Here is a 14,516-nt window from a genome sequence, read left to right as displayed (position 1 = left end):
GGAGGGCGCACGGCACGCCACTGCGCACCACCCCCTGCCCATGAATACGCCGGGGAGATCGGTTCGGTTCCCACGGCGGGGCGGCGGTCGGACGCTCACCGCTCGAAGTGCGCCCGCAGCCTCGACCGCGCCCCGGCGGGCGCGCCCGCGTGGTCCAGGCCCAGCAGCGCCGCGCCCAGCACCGGAGGCGCGGCGACCACGTGCGGCACCGCCTTCGGGACGCGCTCCGCCAGCAGCGCGCGGACGCGGCCGTCCAGTTGCGGGTGCCGCGCGGCCAGGACGCTCCCGCCGAGCAGCACCGGCGTCTCCTCGTCCAGCAGGTCCAGCCTGGTCAGCGCCACCGCCGCCATCAGCACGACCTCCTCGGCGAGCCGGTCCACGAGGGCGCGGGCCACCGCGTCACCGGCCGCCGCCGTGGCGAACAGGACCGGGGACAGCTCGTGCCGGCGGTGGGCGGCGACGTGGCCCAGGTGCAGTGCCTCGACCAGGGCGTACATCGAGCCGAGCCCGAAGTGGGCCGGGAGCGTGCGCGCCAGCGCCGTGGGCGCCCCGCGGCCGTCCTCCGCGCGGGCCGCGTGCCACAGCGCCTCCTCCGCCAGTGCCCAGCCGCCGCCCCAGTCCCCGGAGAGGCGGCCGAGCGCCGGGAAGCGGGCGGTGCGGCCGTCGGGGCACATCCCGACACAGTTGATGCCGGCGCCGCAGACCACCGCGACCCCGCGCGGCTCGGCCACGCCCGCGCGCAGGATCGCGAACGTGTCGTTGCGCACCTCGACCGTCGCGCCCCAGGCGCGCGCGTGCAGGGCCGCCGCCAGCCGCCCCTCCTCCACCGGGAGGTCCGCGTTGGCCAGACAGGCCGAGACATGGGAGACGGCGGTGACGCCGGCCGCCGCGCGGGCCCGCCCCATCGCCTGCTCCACGGCCTCCTCCAGCGCGTCCACCGCCGCCTCGACGCCCACGGCCGGCGGCCGGAAGCCGCCGCCGCGGGCCGTGCCGAGGACGGTTCCGTCGGCCGCGACGACGGCGACGTCGGTCTTGCTGTTGCCCGCGTCGACGGCGAGGACGCTCGCGGTCACGCCCACGCGAGATGCTCCCGGTTGTGCGCGATCAGCCGGTCGGTCAGGGCCTCGGCGAGGGCGTACTGGCCGATCAGCGGGTGGGCGAGCAGGGCGCGGAACACCCGGTCGCGGCCGCCGCGCAGCGCCGCCTCCAGGGCGAGGTCCTCGTACGCCGTCACGTGCGCCATCAGGCCCGCGTGCAGCGGGTCCACGGCGGGCACCGGCAGCGGGGCCGCCCCCTCGGGGCCCACCGCCGCCTGCACCTCGATCACCGCGTCGTCGGGGAGGAAGGGCAGCGTGCCCCGGTTGGGCGCGTTCACCACCTGGTACGGGCCGCCTCCCCCGCCGAGCAGGGCGGCGGCCAGGTCCACCGCCGCCTCCGAGTAGTAGGCCCCGCCCCGCCGGGCGAGCAGGGCCGGCTTCTCGTCGAGCGCCGGGTCGCCGTACATCTCCAGCAGTTGCCGCTCCATCGCGGCCACTTCGGCGGCCCGGGACGGTTTCGTGCGCAGTTCGTCGACGACCCGGTCGTGCGCGTAGTAGTAGCGCAGGTAGTAGGAGGGGACCACGCCGAGGCGGTCCAGGAGCGTGCGGGGCAGACGGAGGTCCTCGGCGATGCGGTCGCCGTGCCCGGCCAGCAGCGCGGGCAGGACGTCCTCGCCCTCGGGGCCGCCCAGGCGTACCCCGGTCTCCCAGGTGAGGTGGTTCAGGCCCACGTGGTCGAGGTGGACGTCCCCGGGGGAGAGGTCCATCAGGGCGGCGAACTTCCGCTGCAGGCCGATCGCCACGTTGCACAGGCCGACCGCCCGGTGCCCCGCTCGGAGCAGGGCGCGGGTGACGATGCCGACCGGGTTGGTGAAGTCGATGATCCAGGCCCGCGGGTTGGTGCGGCGGACCCGTTCGGCGATGTCCAGCACCACCGGGACCGTGCGCAGAGCCTTGGCGAGGCCGCCCGCGCCCGTCGTCTCCTGGCCGACGCAGCCGCACTCCAGCGGCCAGGTCTCGTCCCGCTCGCGGGCGGCCTGCCCGCCGACGCGGAGCTGGAGCAGGACCGCGTCCGCGCCCTCGACGCCCGCGTCCAGGTCGGAGGTGGTGACGATCCGGGCGGCGTGCCCCTGCCGGGCGAGGATGCGCCGGGCCAGGCCGCCCACCGGCTCCAGGCGGTCCGCGGCCGGGTCGACGAGCACCAGCTCCTCGACGGGCAGAGTGTCCCGCAGACGGGCGAAGCCGTCGACGAGTTCGGGGGTGTAGGTCGAGCCTCCGCCGACCACGGTGAGTTTCACAGACGGTCCAACCCTTCACTCCGGTGAGCGTGACGCCCTCGGCGAGCCTTCTGGACGAAGAGGGAACGAGAGGTCTACGACGCTCAGCGCGCGGTGTCGAAGACCTCGTCGCGGGTGGTGGCGAGCGCGCTCTCCAACGCCCCGCGCAGTACGGGCTGTTCGCGGACCTCGCCCACGACGAGCCGCGGGCGGGAGGCGGCCAGCTCCGCCAGCTCGGCCTGGACGAGCGCGCGCAGCACCTCGCCGCCGGAGGTGAGCGCGGCGCCGCCGAGGACGACGAGCTCGGGGTCGAGGACGGAGACGAGGGAGGCGAGACCGGTGGCGAGCCGGGTCGCGTACGCGAGCAGCAGCTCGTGGTGGGGGCCGGTGGCGTGGCCGGCGGCGCGCGCGAGCAGCGCGGCGGCGGCCTGCGCGTGCGGGCCGGCGGGCACGTCCTCGACGCCGCACCGCCGGGCCAGCTCCGGCAGCGCCCGGGAGCCGGCCAGCTCCTGGAAGCCGCCGCTGTTGGCCCTGGTCACCCGGCGGACCAGCGGCACGCCCGGCACCGGCAGGAAGCCGACCTCGCCCGCGCCGCCGGTCCAGCCGCGGTGCAGCCGGCCGCCGAGGACGAGCGCGGCGCCGAGGCCCTCCTGGTTCCACAGCAGGACGAAGTCCTGGTGGCCGCGGGCCGCGCCGAGCCGCTGCTCGGCCAGGGCGACGAGGTTGACGTCGTTCTCGTACTCCACCGGCATCGGCAGCGCGGCGGCCAGTTCCTCCAGCAGGGTGGGGGAGTGCCAGCCCGGCAGGTGGGAGGCGTAGCGCAGACGGCCGGTGCGGGGATCGAAGGCGCCCGGGGTGCCGATGACCAGCCGGTGGACGTCGGCCCGGGAGAGGCCGGCCGCCTTCACCGCGCCGTCGAGGGCGTCGGTGACCTGCCGGACGACGGGCCGGCCCGGGCCCCGGCCGGGGGTGGGCAGCTCGTACGCGCCGACCGTGCGGCCGGTGACGTCGGCGACGGCGGCACGGATCCGCCCGGACGTCACGTCCAGCCCGGCGGCGTACGCGGCGGCCGGGTTGACCGCGTACAGCCGGGCGCCGGGTCCGGGGCGGCCCTCGGTGGTGCCGGTGGCCAGGACCAGCCCCGCGGCCTCCAGGCGGGCCAGGAGCTGCGAGGCGGTCGGCTTGGACAGGCCGGTGAGCCTGCCGATCCGGGTCCGGGACAGCGGCCCGTGCTCCAGGAGCAGGTCGAGGGCGGCGCGGTCGTTCATGGCGCGCAGGACACGCGGGGTGCCCGGCGTACCGGCGGTTCCGGCCATGCGTCGTGCCACCTCCCCCTCCGGCTGCCCGATCCGCGTGTGCACGGGTGATGGGCAGCGCGCTCACCGTCCGGCACTGTTAGGAAAGTTTCCTGTTCCGGTCGGAGGACCGTATGCCCGGCGTGCGGGGGCGTCAAGGGACGACGCCCCCGCGGCGACGGAAGCCGTCGCCTGCGGGGGCGTCTGCCGCCTGCGGGGGTGCGGCCTACTTCGGGGTCGGCCGCGGCGCGGTGAGGGGGGTGGCCGCCTCCGCCTGCGGGGACGCCGAGTTGGAGTACACCGAGGGCGCGGCCACCGTCGCCGCGGGGTCGGCGGGCTCCTCCTCCGCCGGGGCGGTCGCGCCGCCGACGATGCGGATGTCGGCCGCGTCGAACGCGCGCTTGACGCGCCAGCGCAGCTCGCGCTCGACCGAGAGGGCCTTGCCGGGCATGGTCTTCGCCGAGACGCGGACCACCATCGAGTCCAGCAGGACGCTGGTCAGGCCGAGGACCTCGATCGGGCTCCACAGGAGCTCGTTCCAGGGCTCCTCCTTGGTCATCTTCTCGGCCACCTCGTCGAGCGTGGCCTTGACCCGGTCCAGGTCCTCGTCCGCCTTGACGGTCACGTCCACCCCGGCCGTGGCCCAGCCCTGCGAGAGGTTGCCGATCCGCTTCACCTCGCCGTTGCGCACGTACCAGATCTCGCCGTTGTCGCCGCGCAGCTTGGTCACGCGCAGGCCGACCTCTATCACCTCACCGGAGGCGACGCCCGCGTCGATCGTGTCGCCGACGCCGTACTGGTCCTCCAGGATCATGAAGACGCCGGAGAGGAAGTCCGTGACCAGGTTGCGGGCACCGAAACCGACCGCCACACCGGCGACACCGGCCGACGCCAGCAGCGGGGCCAGGTTGATCTGGAAGGTGGACAGCACCATCAGCGCCGCGGTGCCGACGATCACGAAGCTCGCCACCGAGCGCAGCACCGAGCCGATCGCCGCGGAGCGCTGCCGGCGGCGCTCGGCGTTCACCAGCAGGCCGCCCAGCGCCGTCCCGCCCGCCCCCTGTACGGCGGTGCGGTTCATCCGCTCGATGAGCTTGGTGATCGCCCGCCGCACCGCGACTCTCAGCACCGCCGCGATCACCAGGATCAGCAGGACCCGCAGACCGATCGCCAGCCAGGTCGACCAGTTCTGCTCGACCCAGCCGGCGGCGTTCGTCGCGCTCTGCTGGGCGTCCTGGAGCGTGGGGACCGCCGGGTCCGTCGTCCCGGACCGGGACGGCGACGGCGACGGGCCGACGGCCAGCAGGGCGGCGGGCAAGGACACGGCAGGTACCTCCAGATGCGTCCGCCCTCCGGCGCGGCGGTCAACGTCGTTTGGGTCACGATCGGGTCACCGGACGGGCGGAGCCCCCACATTATCGGGGCGTGGTGTGCCGATTCCCGTGAACTTCCGAGGAGGTGCCGCGCCCACCGCCTCTGAACTGGCCGTGTGAACGGGCCGCCTTGCGGGGGATGCATACCGATGTGGTCGAAAACACTCCCAGCCCGTTACCGGGACATGGTGGCGCCTCCACCAGGTATGAGGGGAGACTGGCTGCAGATCGTCCCGGCGCGAGCCACGCGCCGCCGACGCCCAAGGAGGCATCCGTGCCGCATGTCCTGGTCCTCAACGCGTCGTACGAGCCACTCGGCGTCGTACCGCTCCGCCGCGCGCTGGTCCTTGTCCTCGAGAACAAGGCAGTCTGCCTCGAGGAGTCCGGCGCCTTCCTGCACAGCACGACCGTCACCGTCCCCGCACCCAGCGTGGTCCGGCTCAAGCGATTCGTGCGGGTTCCCTACCGGGGGCCCGTTCCGCTGACCCGGCGTGCGCTCTTCGCGCGCGACGGCGGCCGGTGCATGTACTGCGGTGGCGTCGCAACCAGCGTCGACCACGTCATCCCGCGCTCACGCGGGGGCAAGCACGTCTGGGACAACGTGGTGGCCTCCTGCCGCCGCTGCAACCACGTCAAGGCCGACCGCCACCTCGTCGAACTGGGCTGGCGGCTGCGTCACAAGCCCGCGCCGCCCACCGGTCTGGCCTGGCGCATCATCGGCACCGGTCATAGGGACCCGCGCTGGCTGCCCTACTTGCAGCCGTTCGGCGCGGACGACGCCCTGGCCCGGATCGACGGCATTTCCGCCTGACGATCCGGGCCTTCGCATTGCCGCGCCCGGGCGGCGGGGTGCGCTCGGGCACGGGGGCGCGCCCCGGCACGGTGATGCGCTCGGGCACGGGGATGCGCCCCGGTACGGGGACGCGCTCAGGCGTAGCGCAGTTCCGCCGGGTGCGTGGAGCGGTGGAGCAGGGGCAGGGAGGCGGCCGCGGCCAGCAGGCAGACGGCGTACACGCCGAGTGGGACGAGCAGTGCCGCGTACGGGACCGGCAGTTCGAAACGTCCCTCGGCGACGACCGGCCCGTACAGGGTGCCCGCCGTCATCCCTCCGGCGCCCGCCACCAGGACGGCGGGGGCCAGCGGCAGCGCGGTCTCCAGCAGCAGGGCCCGCGCGAGCACCGTCCGCGGCACTCCGGCGGCGACCTGGGCGGCCAGGCCCCGGCGGCGGGTGGTCAGGGACTCCGCGGTGCCCACGGCGAGCCCGGCCGCGGTGATGACGAGGGCGACGAGGATGGCGGCGGCGGCCAGGTTCAGCCCCGTCGTGTAGAAGGACGGCGGTATTCCGGTCGCCCCCCGGCGGCGGGACGCGTCCAGGTCCGCGACCAGCGCCTGCCGGACGCCCACGAAGCAGGTTCCGACGACCGTCACCAGCAGCACCGCCGCGTGCGTGCGGGCCGCCGCCCACGGGTCGTCGCGCAGCCGCTCCGCCGCGATCAGCACGGACGCCGACCCGGTGCGGGCCGCGAGCAGCCGCCCGGTCAGCCGGGAGACGGCACCCGCCAGGAGCACCGCGCCCGCGCCGACCACGAGCACCGTCCCGAACAGGACCAGCGGCACGGTACCGGTCGGCCGGCCGGACTCACCGGAGGACGTGCCGGCGACGGCCACCGGCGCCGCCACGGCCACGACCAGCAGCGCGCCCAGGAACAGCAGCCCCGGACCCCGGCCCGTCCCGGGCCGCGTCCGGCGGGCCCAGCCGAGCGGCGAGGCCACCACCCGTCGCAGCGCCAGCACCCCGGCGGCCGTGCCCAGCACCGGCACCCCGGCCGCCACCAGCGCCACCCCGGCCCAGGCGAGCGCGGGCGGGCTCTGCCACGCGCCCAGCAGCACCGTCACCGCGACAGCGGTGGCGAGCGCCGAGCCCAGCAGGCAGGCCAGTCCGGTCTCCAGCGCGGCGATCCGCCGGACCTGGCCGGGCCCCGCGCCGGCGAGCAGCAGCGCAGCCGCCCGCCGGTCGCGGCGCACCGCCCCGATCCGGGCGCACTGGCCGAGGAAGCCGAGTACCGGGACCAGTAGGAGCAGCAGTACGACGATCACCCCGGACCGCTCGCCCGGGTTGTCCAGCAGGCCGTCGCCCACGGACACACTGAAGTGGCCGCGGAGCGAGGCGAGCGCCGCCGCCGCGAGGCCGAGCCCCGTCGCACACAGGGCCCCCACCGCCGTGAGCGCGATCCGCCACCACTCGTGCCGGTCGGACCCCCGGATCAGCAGCCAGGCCAGCCGTAGGTCGGCCCTCATGCGGCCACCCCCACGGGAACCGTCGCGCCGTCCCGCAGCCGCACCTCGCGGTCGGCGTACGCCGCGACCTGGGCGTCGTGGGTGATCAGCAGCACCGCGGTGCCCGACGCGCGGGCCGTGTGCACGAGCGACGTCATCACCTCCTCGCTCGCCAGCGAGTCCAGCGCCCCGGTCGGCTCGTCCGCGAAGACCACCTGCGGACCGGTCGCCAGCGCCCGCGCCAGCGCCACCCGCTGGGCCTCGCCGCCGCTCAGCTCCCCGGGACGGGCGTCGCGCCGTGCCCCGGCGCCGAACCGCTCCAGCCACGCGCCCGCCTCCTGCCGGGCCCGCGCCCGCGCGGTGCCGGCGAGCATCAGCGGCAGCGCCACGTTGTCGAGGGCGGTCAGCTCGGGTATCAGCTGGCCGAACTGGAAGACCACGCCGAAGTCGGTGCGGCGCAGTTCGCCGAGGCGCCGCTCCGGCAGCGTGTCGAGGCGCTCCCCGCGGTACGTCACCGAGCCCTCGTCCGGGCGGACGATCCCGGCCAGGCAGTGCAGCAGCGTGGACTTGCCGCTCCCGCTGGCCCCGGTCACGGCGACGATCTCGCCGCCGCCCAGCTCCAGTCCGGCGCCGCGCAGGGCCGGGTTCCGGCCATGGGTCTTGACGAGGTCTCGGGCCACCAGAAGGGGCACCGGTGGGGTGGTCATGCTCGGTCGACCTCCGTGGTCAGATGGGTGAGGCGGGCCTGCGTGGTGGTCATCCAGCGCAGGTCGGCGTCGAGGTGGTTGAGGGCGTAGTCCGCGGAGAGGACGGTCGCCAGGGCGGCGCCGGGAGCGGTCTTGACCGCCGTCAGCTCCCGCATCCGCGCCATGTGGGCGGCCCGCTGGGCCGCCAGGTGCGCGGCCGGGTCGCCGTCGGTGAGGATGGCGACCACGACCTTGGCGAAGATCTCGTTCGTCACGAACGGCGCGGGAGCCGTGACCCGCGCCGCCCAGGCGGCGACCTCCCGGGCGCCCTCGGCGGTGACGCGGTACAGGGTCCGCTCCGGACCGCCGTCGGAGTCGGTGCCCTCCACCTCGGCGAGTCCGTCGCGCACCAGGCGCTGCAGGGTCGTGTAGACCTGCCCGTAGGCCAGCGGACGGGCCTCGGGGAAGTGGTCGTCGTGGCGTCGCTTGAGGTCGTAGCCATGGCTCGGCCCTCCGGCGAGCAGCCCCAGCAGGATGTGGCGGGTGCTCATGGCGATCATTATGCACTCAAGATATGTACTGAGTGAATAGTGGCGCGCGGAAATCTCCGGGAGAGGGCTCCGGGAGGAACTCCTGCCGGAGCAGCCGCGGGAGAGACCCGCCGGTGCGGCCCCGGACGGAAACCTCCCGGGGAAGTCTCCGGGAGGCCGTCCGGGGGCGGGGAGGCTAGTGGGCGGCGACCGCGTAGGCCTCCACCGACCACAGGGAGTACCCGAACCGCGTGGCCCGCTTGTCGCCCTGCATGCGCACGTACCGCACGTCCCGCTCGTCCATCCGCAGGACCTCGCGGCCGCCCCGGCCGTCCCGGACGGTCGTGGCGGTGCGCCAGCGGCGGCCGTCCGCGGAGACCTGGACCCGGTACGCGGCGGCGTACGCGTCCTGCCAGCGCAGCGCCACCTGGCCGAGCCGCACCGGGGCGGCCAGCTCCACCTGCCACCAGGCGCCGTCGTCGACCGGTGAGGACCAGCGGGTCCCCGGGTCCCCGTCGTTCGCCGCGGACGCCGGGAAGTCGGGGGTCTCGTCGCCGGACGAGCTCGCGGTGCCGGTGCGGGCCACGTCGGGGCCCGCGGTGCGCGGGAAGGTGCGGACCGTGAGGGTGCGGGTCACCCCGGCGAAGGAGACCCGGACCTCGTACGGCCGGGACGGCGCGTCCTTCGGCACGGTCACCTCGACGGGCACGGTCACCGTCGTGCCGCGCGGCACCGTCAGCGGCCCGGCCGGGGCGTGGACCGTGATGCCCTTGGGCGCCTCGACCGTCACCCGGCCGGTGGCGTCGGCCGGGCGCAGGGCGGTCAGTTCGGCCGTCACCCGCTGGGTGCCGCCGATCTGCGCGTCCACCTCCGTGCGGGCGGGCTCCAGCCGCACCGCCGGGGAGTCGGCGAACCACGGCACCAGATGGCGCACCCGGGACGGGGCGGCCCCGGTCACCCGGACCGCGTCGACGAGCGTGCCGGCGGCCGGCGGCTGCACCACGGCCGGGGGCCGCGTCCAGGCGCCGGACGTCGTCGGCGAGGGCGGCGCGACGGCCGGCGGGCGGGTCCGTGCACCGGTCGCCGGGAGCTGTCCGGCCCCGAGTTCCGTCGCCCCGCTCCGCGCCAGTGTCCCGACCCGGCGCCAGCCCTGCCCGGGGAGGTGGACCTCGACGTCCCCGCCGGTGCCGGGATCCGCCAGCACCGTCACGGCGGCCAGCGGGCGCGCGTGCGGGAGGCGGACCGTGCGCCCGTCCGCCGCGGCGCCCGGAGCGGCGGCCGGCTCGTGCGCCAGGCCCGCCCAGGTCTCGTACGCCGTCTGCGCCCGGTCGAGGAAGGGGTCCAGCACGCCCTTGCCGACGGTCGCCCCGCCGCGCTTCACCTCCGCCCGCAGCCGGCCCAGCGTGCGGTACGCCGTCCACGCCGCCGCCGCGTCACCGGCGCGCTGGGCGCGCAGCATGTCGAGCGCCGCCGTCCCGGCCTCGCCGTAGCGCGCCGACTGCGCCGACCACGGGGCGACCTCCGCCGCCAGCCCGGCGTCCGGGGCCAGGCGCCGCGGCATCTCGCGCAGCACCGCGAAGGCGGCGCGCAGCCGCTGCTCGGCGGTGTCGTTCGCGGCCCGGTCCGTGCTCGTACGGGCCTGCCACAGGGCCGCGATCAGCGGGCGCAGATACGCCGACTCGGTGCCGCCGAGCACCGACGAGGCGTCGTTCCCGGCCAGCGCCGACAGCGCCTCGGCACGCCGTCCGTCGCCCCCCGCCAGATCGGCGATCGCCGCCCGCCAGGAGGCGTCGGGGCGGTAGTCGCGCGGGTTCCAGGCGTAGTCGGCCGCCGTGAACAGCGGGATGCGGGAGGCCTCCGCCTGCTCCATCGCGTTGGCCAGCAGCGCCGCCGAGCCGCCGGCGACGGCCGGTTCGCGGCCCGTGTAGGGGCCGAGGAAGATGCGGTCCTCGGCGTAGTCGTTGACCGGGTAGTTGTCCATGGTCACCAGCGGGTGCCCGAAGGCCTCCCGGGCCCCGGCCAGTTCCTGTCCGGTGATGGTCCGGGGCACCACGCCCACACCCGTCCACGCGACCTGGACCTCCTGGTCCAGAGCGGTGGCCAGCGCCGTCCGGTAGGGCGTGGCGCCGTCCTCGTAGTACTCGGTCGGCATCAGGGAGAGCTGGGCCGCGCCGGGATGGCGCGCGGCCAGGTGGCGGGCGACCGCGTTCGCCACCCGCGCCTGCGCCCGCGCCGCCGCCCCGGGCCCGGAGCCGAACCGCCCGGCGTCCGCGCCGCAGTGCCACTCGCTGTAGCTGACGTTCTGGAACTGCAGCTGGAAGGCCCGGAAGCCGAGCGCCCACATCGCGTCCAGCTTCCGCGTCAGCGCCCGGACGTCGGCGTCCGAGGCGAAGCACAGGGACTGCCCCGGGGCCACCGCCCAGGCGAGCGTGACGTGGGTGCGCCGGGCCCGCTGAGCCAGCTCGCGGAACTGCGCGCGCTGCCCGGCCGGATACGGCTCGCGCCAGCGCTCCTGCCGGTAGAGGTCGTCGCCGGGGGCGTAGAGGTACCGGTTCTGCTTGGTCCGGCCCATGAAGTCGAGCTGTCCGAGCCGCTGCTCCTGCGTCCAGGGGGTGCCGTAGAAGCCCTCGGCGGTGCCGCGCACGGCGGTGCCGGGCCAGTCGCGGACGGTGACCCGGGGGATCGTCCCGTCCGGGCGCACGAGCTGCCGCAGCGTCTGCACGGCGTGGAAGAGGCCGTCCTCGCCGGCTCCGGTGAGGGCGACGGTGGCCGGGGCGGCGGTGGCTCCCCGGCCGGTGACGCCGGGACCGAGGACGGCCCCGCCGGCGGTGGCCTGTCCGGGGGTGGCCCGGCCGGGGGCGCCCCGGTCCACGGTGAGGAGGTAGCCGCCGGAGGGCAGGGCGTGGCGCGGGTCGCCGTGCGGGCGCTCGCCGTCCACCCGCACCACCATCGCGCCCGCCGGGACCGGCTCACCGGCGCCGACCTCCGTGATCGTCCGCGCCCCGGCCCCGCGCAGCAGCGCGCGCAGCGCGTCGAGAGCGTACGGGTCCGCCGTCGCGTCGGCGACCAGCGCGACCTGGTCGGTGACCCTGACCGTGCCGCCGGCCGTCCGCAGCGACTGCGGGCGCGGCCACACGGCGACGTCGGAGGCGGACGTTGCGGGCTGTTCCGGGTTCGTGGTCTCCGTGCCGGGCGCCGGCGGAGCCGCGACGGCGGCCGGAGCGGCCCCCAGAGTGCCTGCGACGACGGCGAACGCGAGGGCGGCCGCCCCCTTCCCGCGCCGAAGCTGCACGGTCCCCCTCCTCCTCGTCGGCCTTCCCCAAGGCGGTGTCGAAGAGCTTCGAGCCCACCATCCGGGCGCCGGGGTGTCAATGAGAGTGGCCGTTGTGTCGCTTTTGCCCCAGCCTGAAGAAAGTGGAATGTGAGCAGTGGCACGGTCTTCGCGTTCTACGTCTGCGATCGCGCGCACTGGGTAGGGCTGCGGTAATCCGCTGATGTCGTTTCGACAAGGAGGCCCACCCGTGGCGCACCTTCTGCTCCCGGCCCCGTCCAAACCCATCGCGGAGCCGCTCACCGCGGACTCCGCCGCCGACCCCTACCTGTCCGTCTACAGCGCGGAGAGCGCCTCCATCGAGGCTCCCCTGACCAGCGAGCCGCCGCTGCCCGACGCCGAGCCCCTGACCAGCGAACCGCCGCTCGCCGAGACCACCCCCCTGACCAGCGAGACCGCCGCCGAACCGGACCCCTGCTGCGCGGAGATGTAGATGACGTCGTTACGGCCGGCCGAACCCCCCGACGCGGAACTGACCCGCCTCGCCGACCTGCACGGCGTCGCGACCTCCTACAGCCCCTCGCCGGACCGTAGGGTCGCGGCCTCCGCCGCCGCGGTCGTCGCCGCCCTGGCCGCCCTCGACGTCGACGCGAGCACCCCCGAGGCCGCCCGCGCCGCGCTCACCGCCCGCGAACGGGAACTGGGGGCACGGCTGCTGCCCCCGACGGTGGTGTGGTGGGGCGATGCCGGGGCGGGTGCGGGGGGTGCGGGGCCCGCCGTCGGCGCACTTGGCGCACTGGGCGCACGTAATGCGCGCGGGGCGCGCGGAGCCGGAGACGCGCCGGCGCCTGACGCGCCCGGGGCGGGCGGCACGCCCGGGACCCCGGGCTCGCCCGAGGCCCTCCTCGCCGCGCTGCCCGCCGGCACCCGAGTACGGGTCGAGACCGAGCAGGGCGAGGTCCGCGACCGCGTCGACGGGCTCCCGTACGGAGTGCACCGGCTGACCGTCACCGCGCCGGACGGGCGCACACAACTGACGCACCTCGTCGTCGCCCCGGCCCGGCTGCCCACCCCGTCGGGCCGCTCGTACGGCCTGCTCGTCCAGCTCTACTCGCTCCTCTCCCGGCACTCCTGGGGCATGGGCGACCTCGGTGACCTGGCCGAGCTGAGCGCCTGGGCCGGGCGGGCCCTGGGTGCCGGATTCGTGCAGGTCAACCCGCTGCACGCGGCCGTGCCCGGCGCGCCGACCGACCCCTCCCCGTACCGCCCCTCCTCGCGCCGCTTCCCCGACCCCGTGCACCTGCGCGTCGAGAACATCCCCGAGTTCGCGTACGTCGAGGACCGCGAACGGGTGCGGACCCTGCTGGAGCGGGCCGAACGGCTGCGCGCGGGCGTCCTCGACAAGGGCGCCCTGATCGACCGGGACGCGGTGTGGGACCTCAAGCGGCAGGCGCTGGAACTGGTCCGCCGGGTCCCGCTCGGCCCCGGCCGCCGCGCCGCCTACGCCGACTTCCTCGCGCGCGAGGGCCAGGCCCTGGAGGACCACGCCACCTGGTGCGCCCTGGCCGAGGTGCACGGCTCCGACTGGCACGGCTGGCCCGAGGGGCTGCGGAACCCGAGGTCCGCCGAGACCGCCCGCGCCCGCGCCGAGCTGATGGACCGCGTCGACTTCCACTCCCGCCTCGCCTGGCTCACCGACACCCAGCTCACCGCCGCCCAGAGCACGGCGCGCGAGGCGGGGATGCCGATCGGGATCGTGCACGACCTCGCGGTGGGCGTGCACCCCGAGGGCGCCGACGCCTGGGCCCAGCAGGACCACTTCGCGGCCGGCATGTCGGTCGGCGCCCCGCCGGACGCCTTCAACGCCCGCGGCCAGGACTGGGGCCTGCCCCCGTGGCGCCCCGACCGGCTGGCCGAGTCCGGGCACGCCCCGTTCCGCCGCCTGCTGCGCGCCCTGTTCGGCTACGCCGGAGCGCTGCGCATCGACCACGTCATGGGCCTGTTCCGGCTGTGGTGGGTCCCGCAGGGACGACCGCCGACCGAGGGCACCTACGTCCGCTACGACGCCGAGGCCATGCTGGCCCTCCTGGTCCTGGAGGCCTCGCGGGCCGGGGCCGTGGTGATCGGCGAGGACCTCGGCACCGTGGAGCCCGGGGTGCGCGAGGCCCTGGACCGGCGCGGGGTGCTCGGCACCTCCGTCCTGTGGTTCGAACGGGACTGGGAAGGCGACGGCCGCCCCCTGCCCCCGGAGCGGTGGCGCGCCGACTGCCTGGCCACCGCCACCACCCACGACCTGCCGTCCACCGCCGCCCGGCTCACCGGCGAGCACGTCGAACTGCGCCACCGCCTGGGCCTGCTCACCCGGCCCCTGGAGGAGGAGCGCGCGGAGGCGGCGGCGGACACCGGGGAGTGGCTCGCGCTGCTGTCGGAGCTGGGGCTGCTGCACGGTACGAGCGGCGGCCGCGGCACGCCCTCGGAGGAGGCGGAGATCCAGGCCGTGCACCGCTTCCTGCTGCGCACCCCCGCCCGCATGATCGGCCTCTGGCTCCCGGACACCGTCGGTGACCGCCGCCCGCAGAACCTCCCCGGCACCTGGGACCAGTACCCGAACTGGCGGCTGCCGGTCGCCGACGCCGAGGGCCGTCCAGTGACCTTGGAGGAACTGTCGTCCTCCCCCCGGCTGCACGCGCTGACGGACGTACTGCGGGAGGGAGTGCCCGGCGAGCGCCGGCAGGGCTGAAGGGCGGCGCGGACCCCACGCCTCGCCGCG

At 76.1% G+C, this 14,516-nt stretch carries 11 protein-coding genes; 3 read left to right on the top strand and 8 right to left on the bottom strand.

Annotation, left to right across the window (positions count from 1 at the left end; translation table 11 throughout):
- Positions 1 to 95 precede the first annotated feature (95 nt).
- From ACIPM1_RS30730 to ACIPM1_RS30715, 4 genes are all read right to left on the bottom strand, one after another.
- Positions 96 to 1,079, bottom strand: a complete 984-nt coding sequence (locus ACIPM1_RS30730) for an N-acetylglucosamine kinase (protein WP_402440195.1) — start codon at positions 1,077 to 1,079, stop codon at positions 96 to 98.
- Positions 1,070 to 2,335: a 6-phospho-beta-glucosidase gene (locus tag ACIPM1_RS30725; protein ID WP_402440192.1), complete on the bottom strand. Its 1,266-nt coding sequence runs from the start codon at positions 2,333 to 2,335 to the stop codon at positions 1,070 to 1,072. The genes ACIPM1_RS30730 and ACIPM1_RS30725 overlap by 10 nt, the downstream gene beginning before the upstream one ends.
- Positions 2,336 to 2,418: 83 nt before the next feature.
- Positions 2,419 to 3,630: an ROK family protein gene (locus ACIPM1_RS30720; protein WP_402440189.1), complete on the bottom strand. Its 1,212-nt coding sequence runs from the start codon at positions 3,628 to 3,630 to the stop codon at positions 2,419 to 2,421.
- Positions 3,631 to 3,835: 205 nt separating this feature from the next.
- Positions 3,836 to 4,933, bottom strand: a complete 1,098-nt coding sequence (locus ACIPM1_RS30715; RefSeq protein ID WP_402440186.1) for a mechanosensitive ion channel family protein — start codon at positions 4,931 to 4,933, stop codon at positions 3,836 to 3,838.
- A 323-nt stretch (positions 4,934 to 5,256) separates the two neighbouring features.
- Between ACIPM1_RS30715 and ACIPM1_RS30710 the strand changes: the two genes are divergently transcribed.
- A complete protein-coding gene (locus ACIPM1_RS30710) occupies positions 5,257 to 5,793 on the top strand; it encodes an HNH endonuclease (protein ID WP_356180599.1) in 537 nt (178 codons plus the stop codon).
- Positions 5,794 to 5,909: 116 nt separating this feature from the next.
- On the opposite strand, the gene ACIPM1_RS30705 is transcribed toward ACIPM1_RS30710, so the two are convergent.
- From ACIPM1_RS30705 to ACIPM1_RS30690, 4 genes are all read right to left on the bottom strand, one after another.
- Complete coding sequence (locus ACIPM1_RS30705) at positions 5,910 to 7,280, bottom strand: ABC transporter permease (protein WP_402440183.1); 1,371 nt, start codon at positions 7,278 to 7,280, stop codon at positions 5,910 to 5,912.
- A complete protein-coding gene (locus ACIPM1_RS30700) occupies positions 7,277 to 7,966 on the bottom strand; it encodes an ABC transporter ATP-binding protein (protein ID WP_402440180.1) in 690 nt (229 codons plus the stop codon). Before ACIPM1_RS30700 ends, ACIPM1_RS30705 begins: the two co-directional genes overlap by 4 nt.
- Positions 7,963 to 8,496 carry a PadR family transcriptional regulator gene (locus ACIPM1_RS30695; RefSeq protein WP_356180606.1) on the bottom strand — a complete coding sequence of 178 codons (534 nt, stop codon included), beginning with the start codon at positions 8,494 to 8,496 and terminating at the stop codon, positions 7,963 to 7,965. The genes ACIPM1_RS30700 and ACIPM1_RS30695 overlap by 4 nt, the downstream gene beginning before the upstream one ends.
- A gap of 175 nt (positions 8,497 to 8,671) precedes the next feature.
- Positions 8,672 to 11,767 carry a beta-N-acetylglucosaminidase domain-containing protein gene (locus ACIPM1_RS30690; RefSeq protein WP_402440176.1) on the bottom strand — a complete coding sequence of 1,032 codons (3,096 nt, stop codon included), beginning with the start codon at positions 11,765 to 11,767 and terminating at the stop codon, positions 8,672 to 8,674.
- 229 nt (positions 11,768 to 11,996) lie between these two features.
- On the opposite strand from ACIPM1_RS30690, the gene ACIPM1_RS30685 reads away from it, so the two are divergent.
- Both ACIPM1_RS30685 and malQ read left to right on the top strand, forming a co-directional pair.
- Complete coding sequence (locus ACIPM1_RS30685) at positions 11,997 to 12,239, top strand: hypothetical protein (RefSeq protein WP_402440173.1); 243 nt, start codon at positions 11,997 to 11,999, stop codon at positions 12,237 to 12,239.
- Positions 12,240 to 14,486, top strand: a complete 2,247-nt coding sequence (gene malQ, locus ACIPM1_RS30680; protein ID WP_402440171.1) for a 4-alpha-glucanotransferase — start codon at positions 12,240 to 12,242, stop codon at positions 14,484 to 14,486.
- Positions 14,487 to 14,516: the final 30 nt, after the last annotated feature.

The sequence above is a fragment of the Streptomyces sp. NPDC086766 genome (assembly GCF_044746005.1).
In the GTDB taxonomy this organism is placed as follows: domain Bacteria; phylum Actinomycetota; class Actinomycetes; order Streptomycetales; family Streptomycetaceae; genus Streptomyces.
The sequence above is the reverse complement of the archived record's forward strand: the minus strand, read 5'-3'. Positions and strand labels throughout refer to the sequence as shown.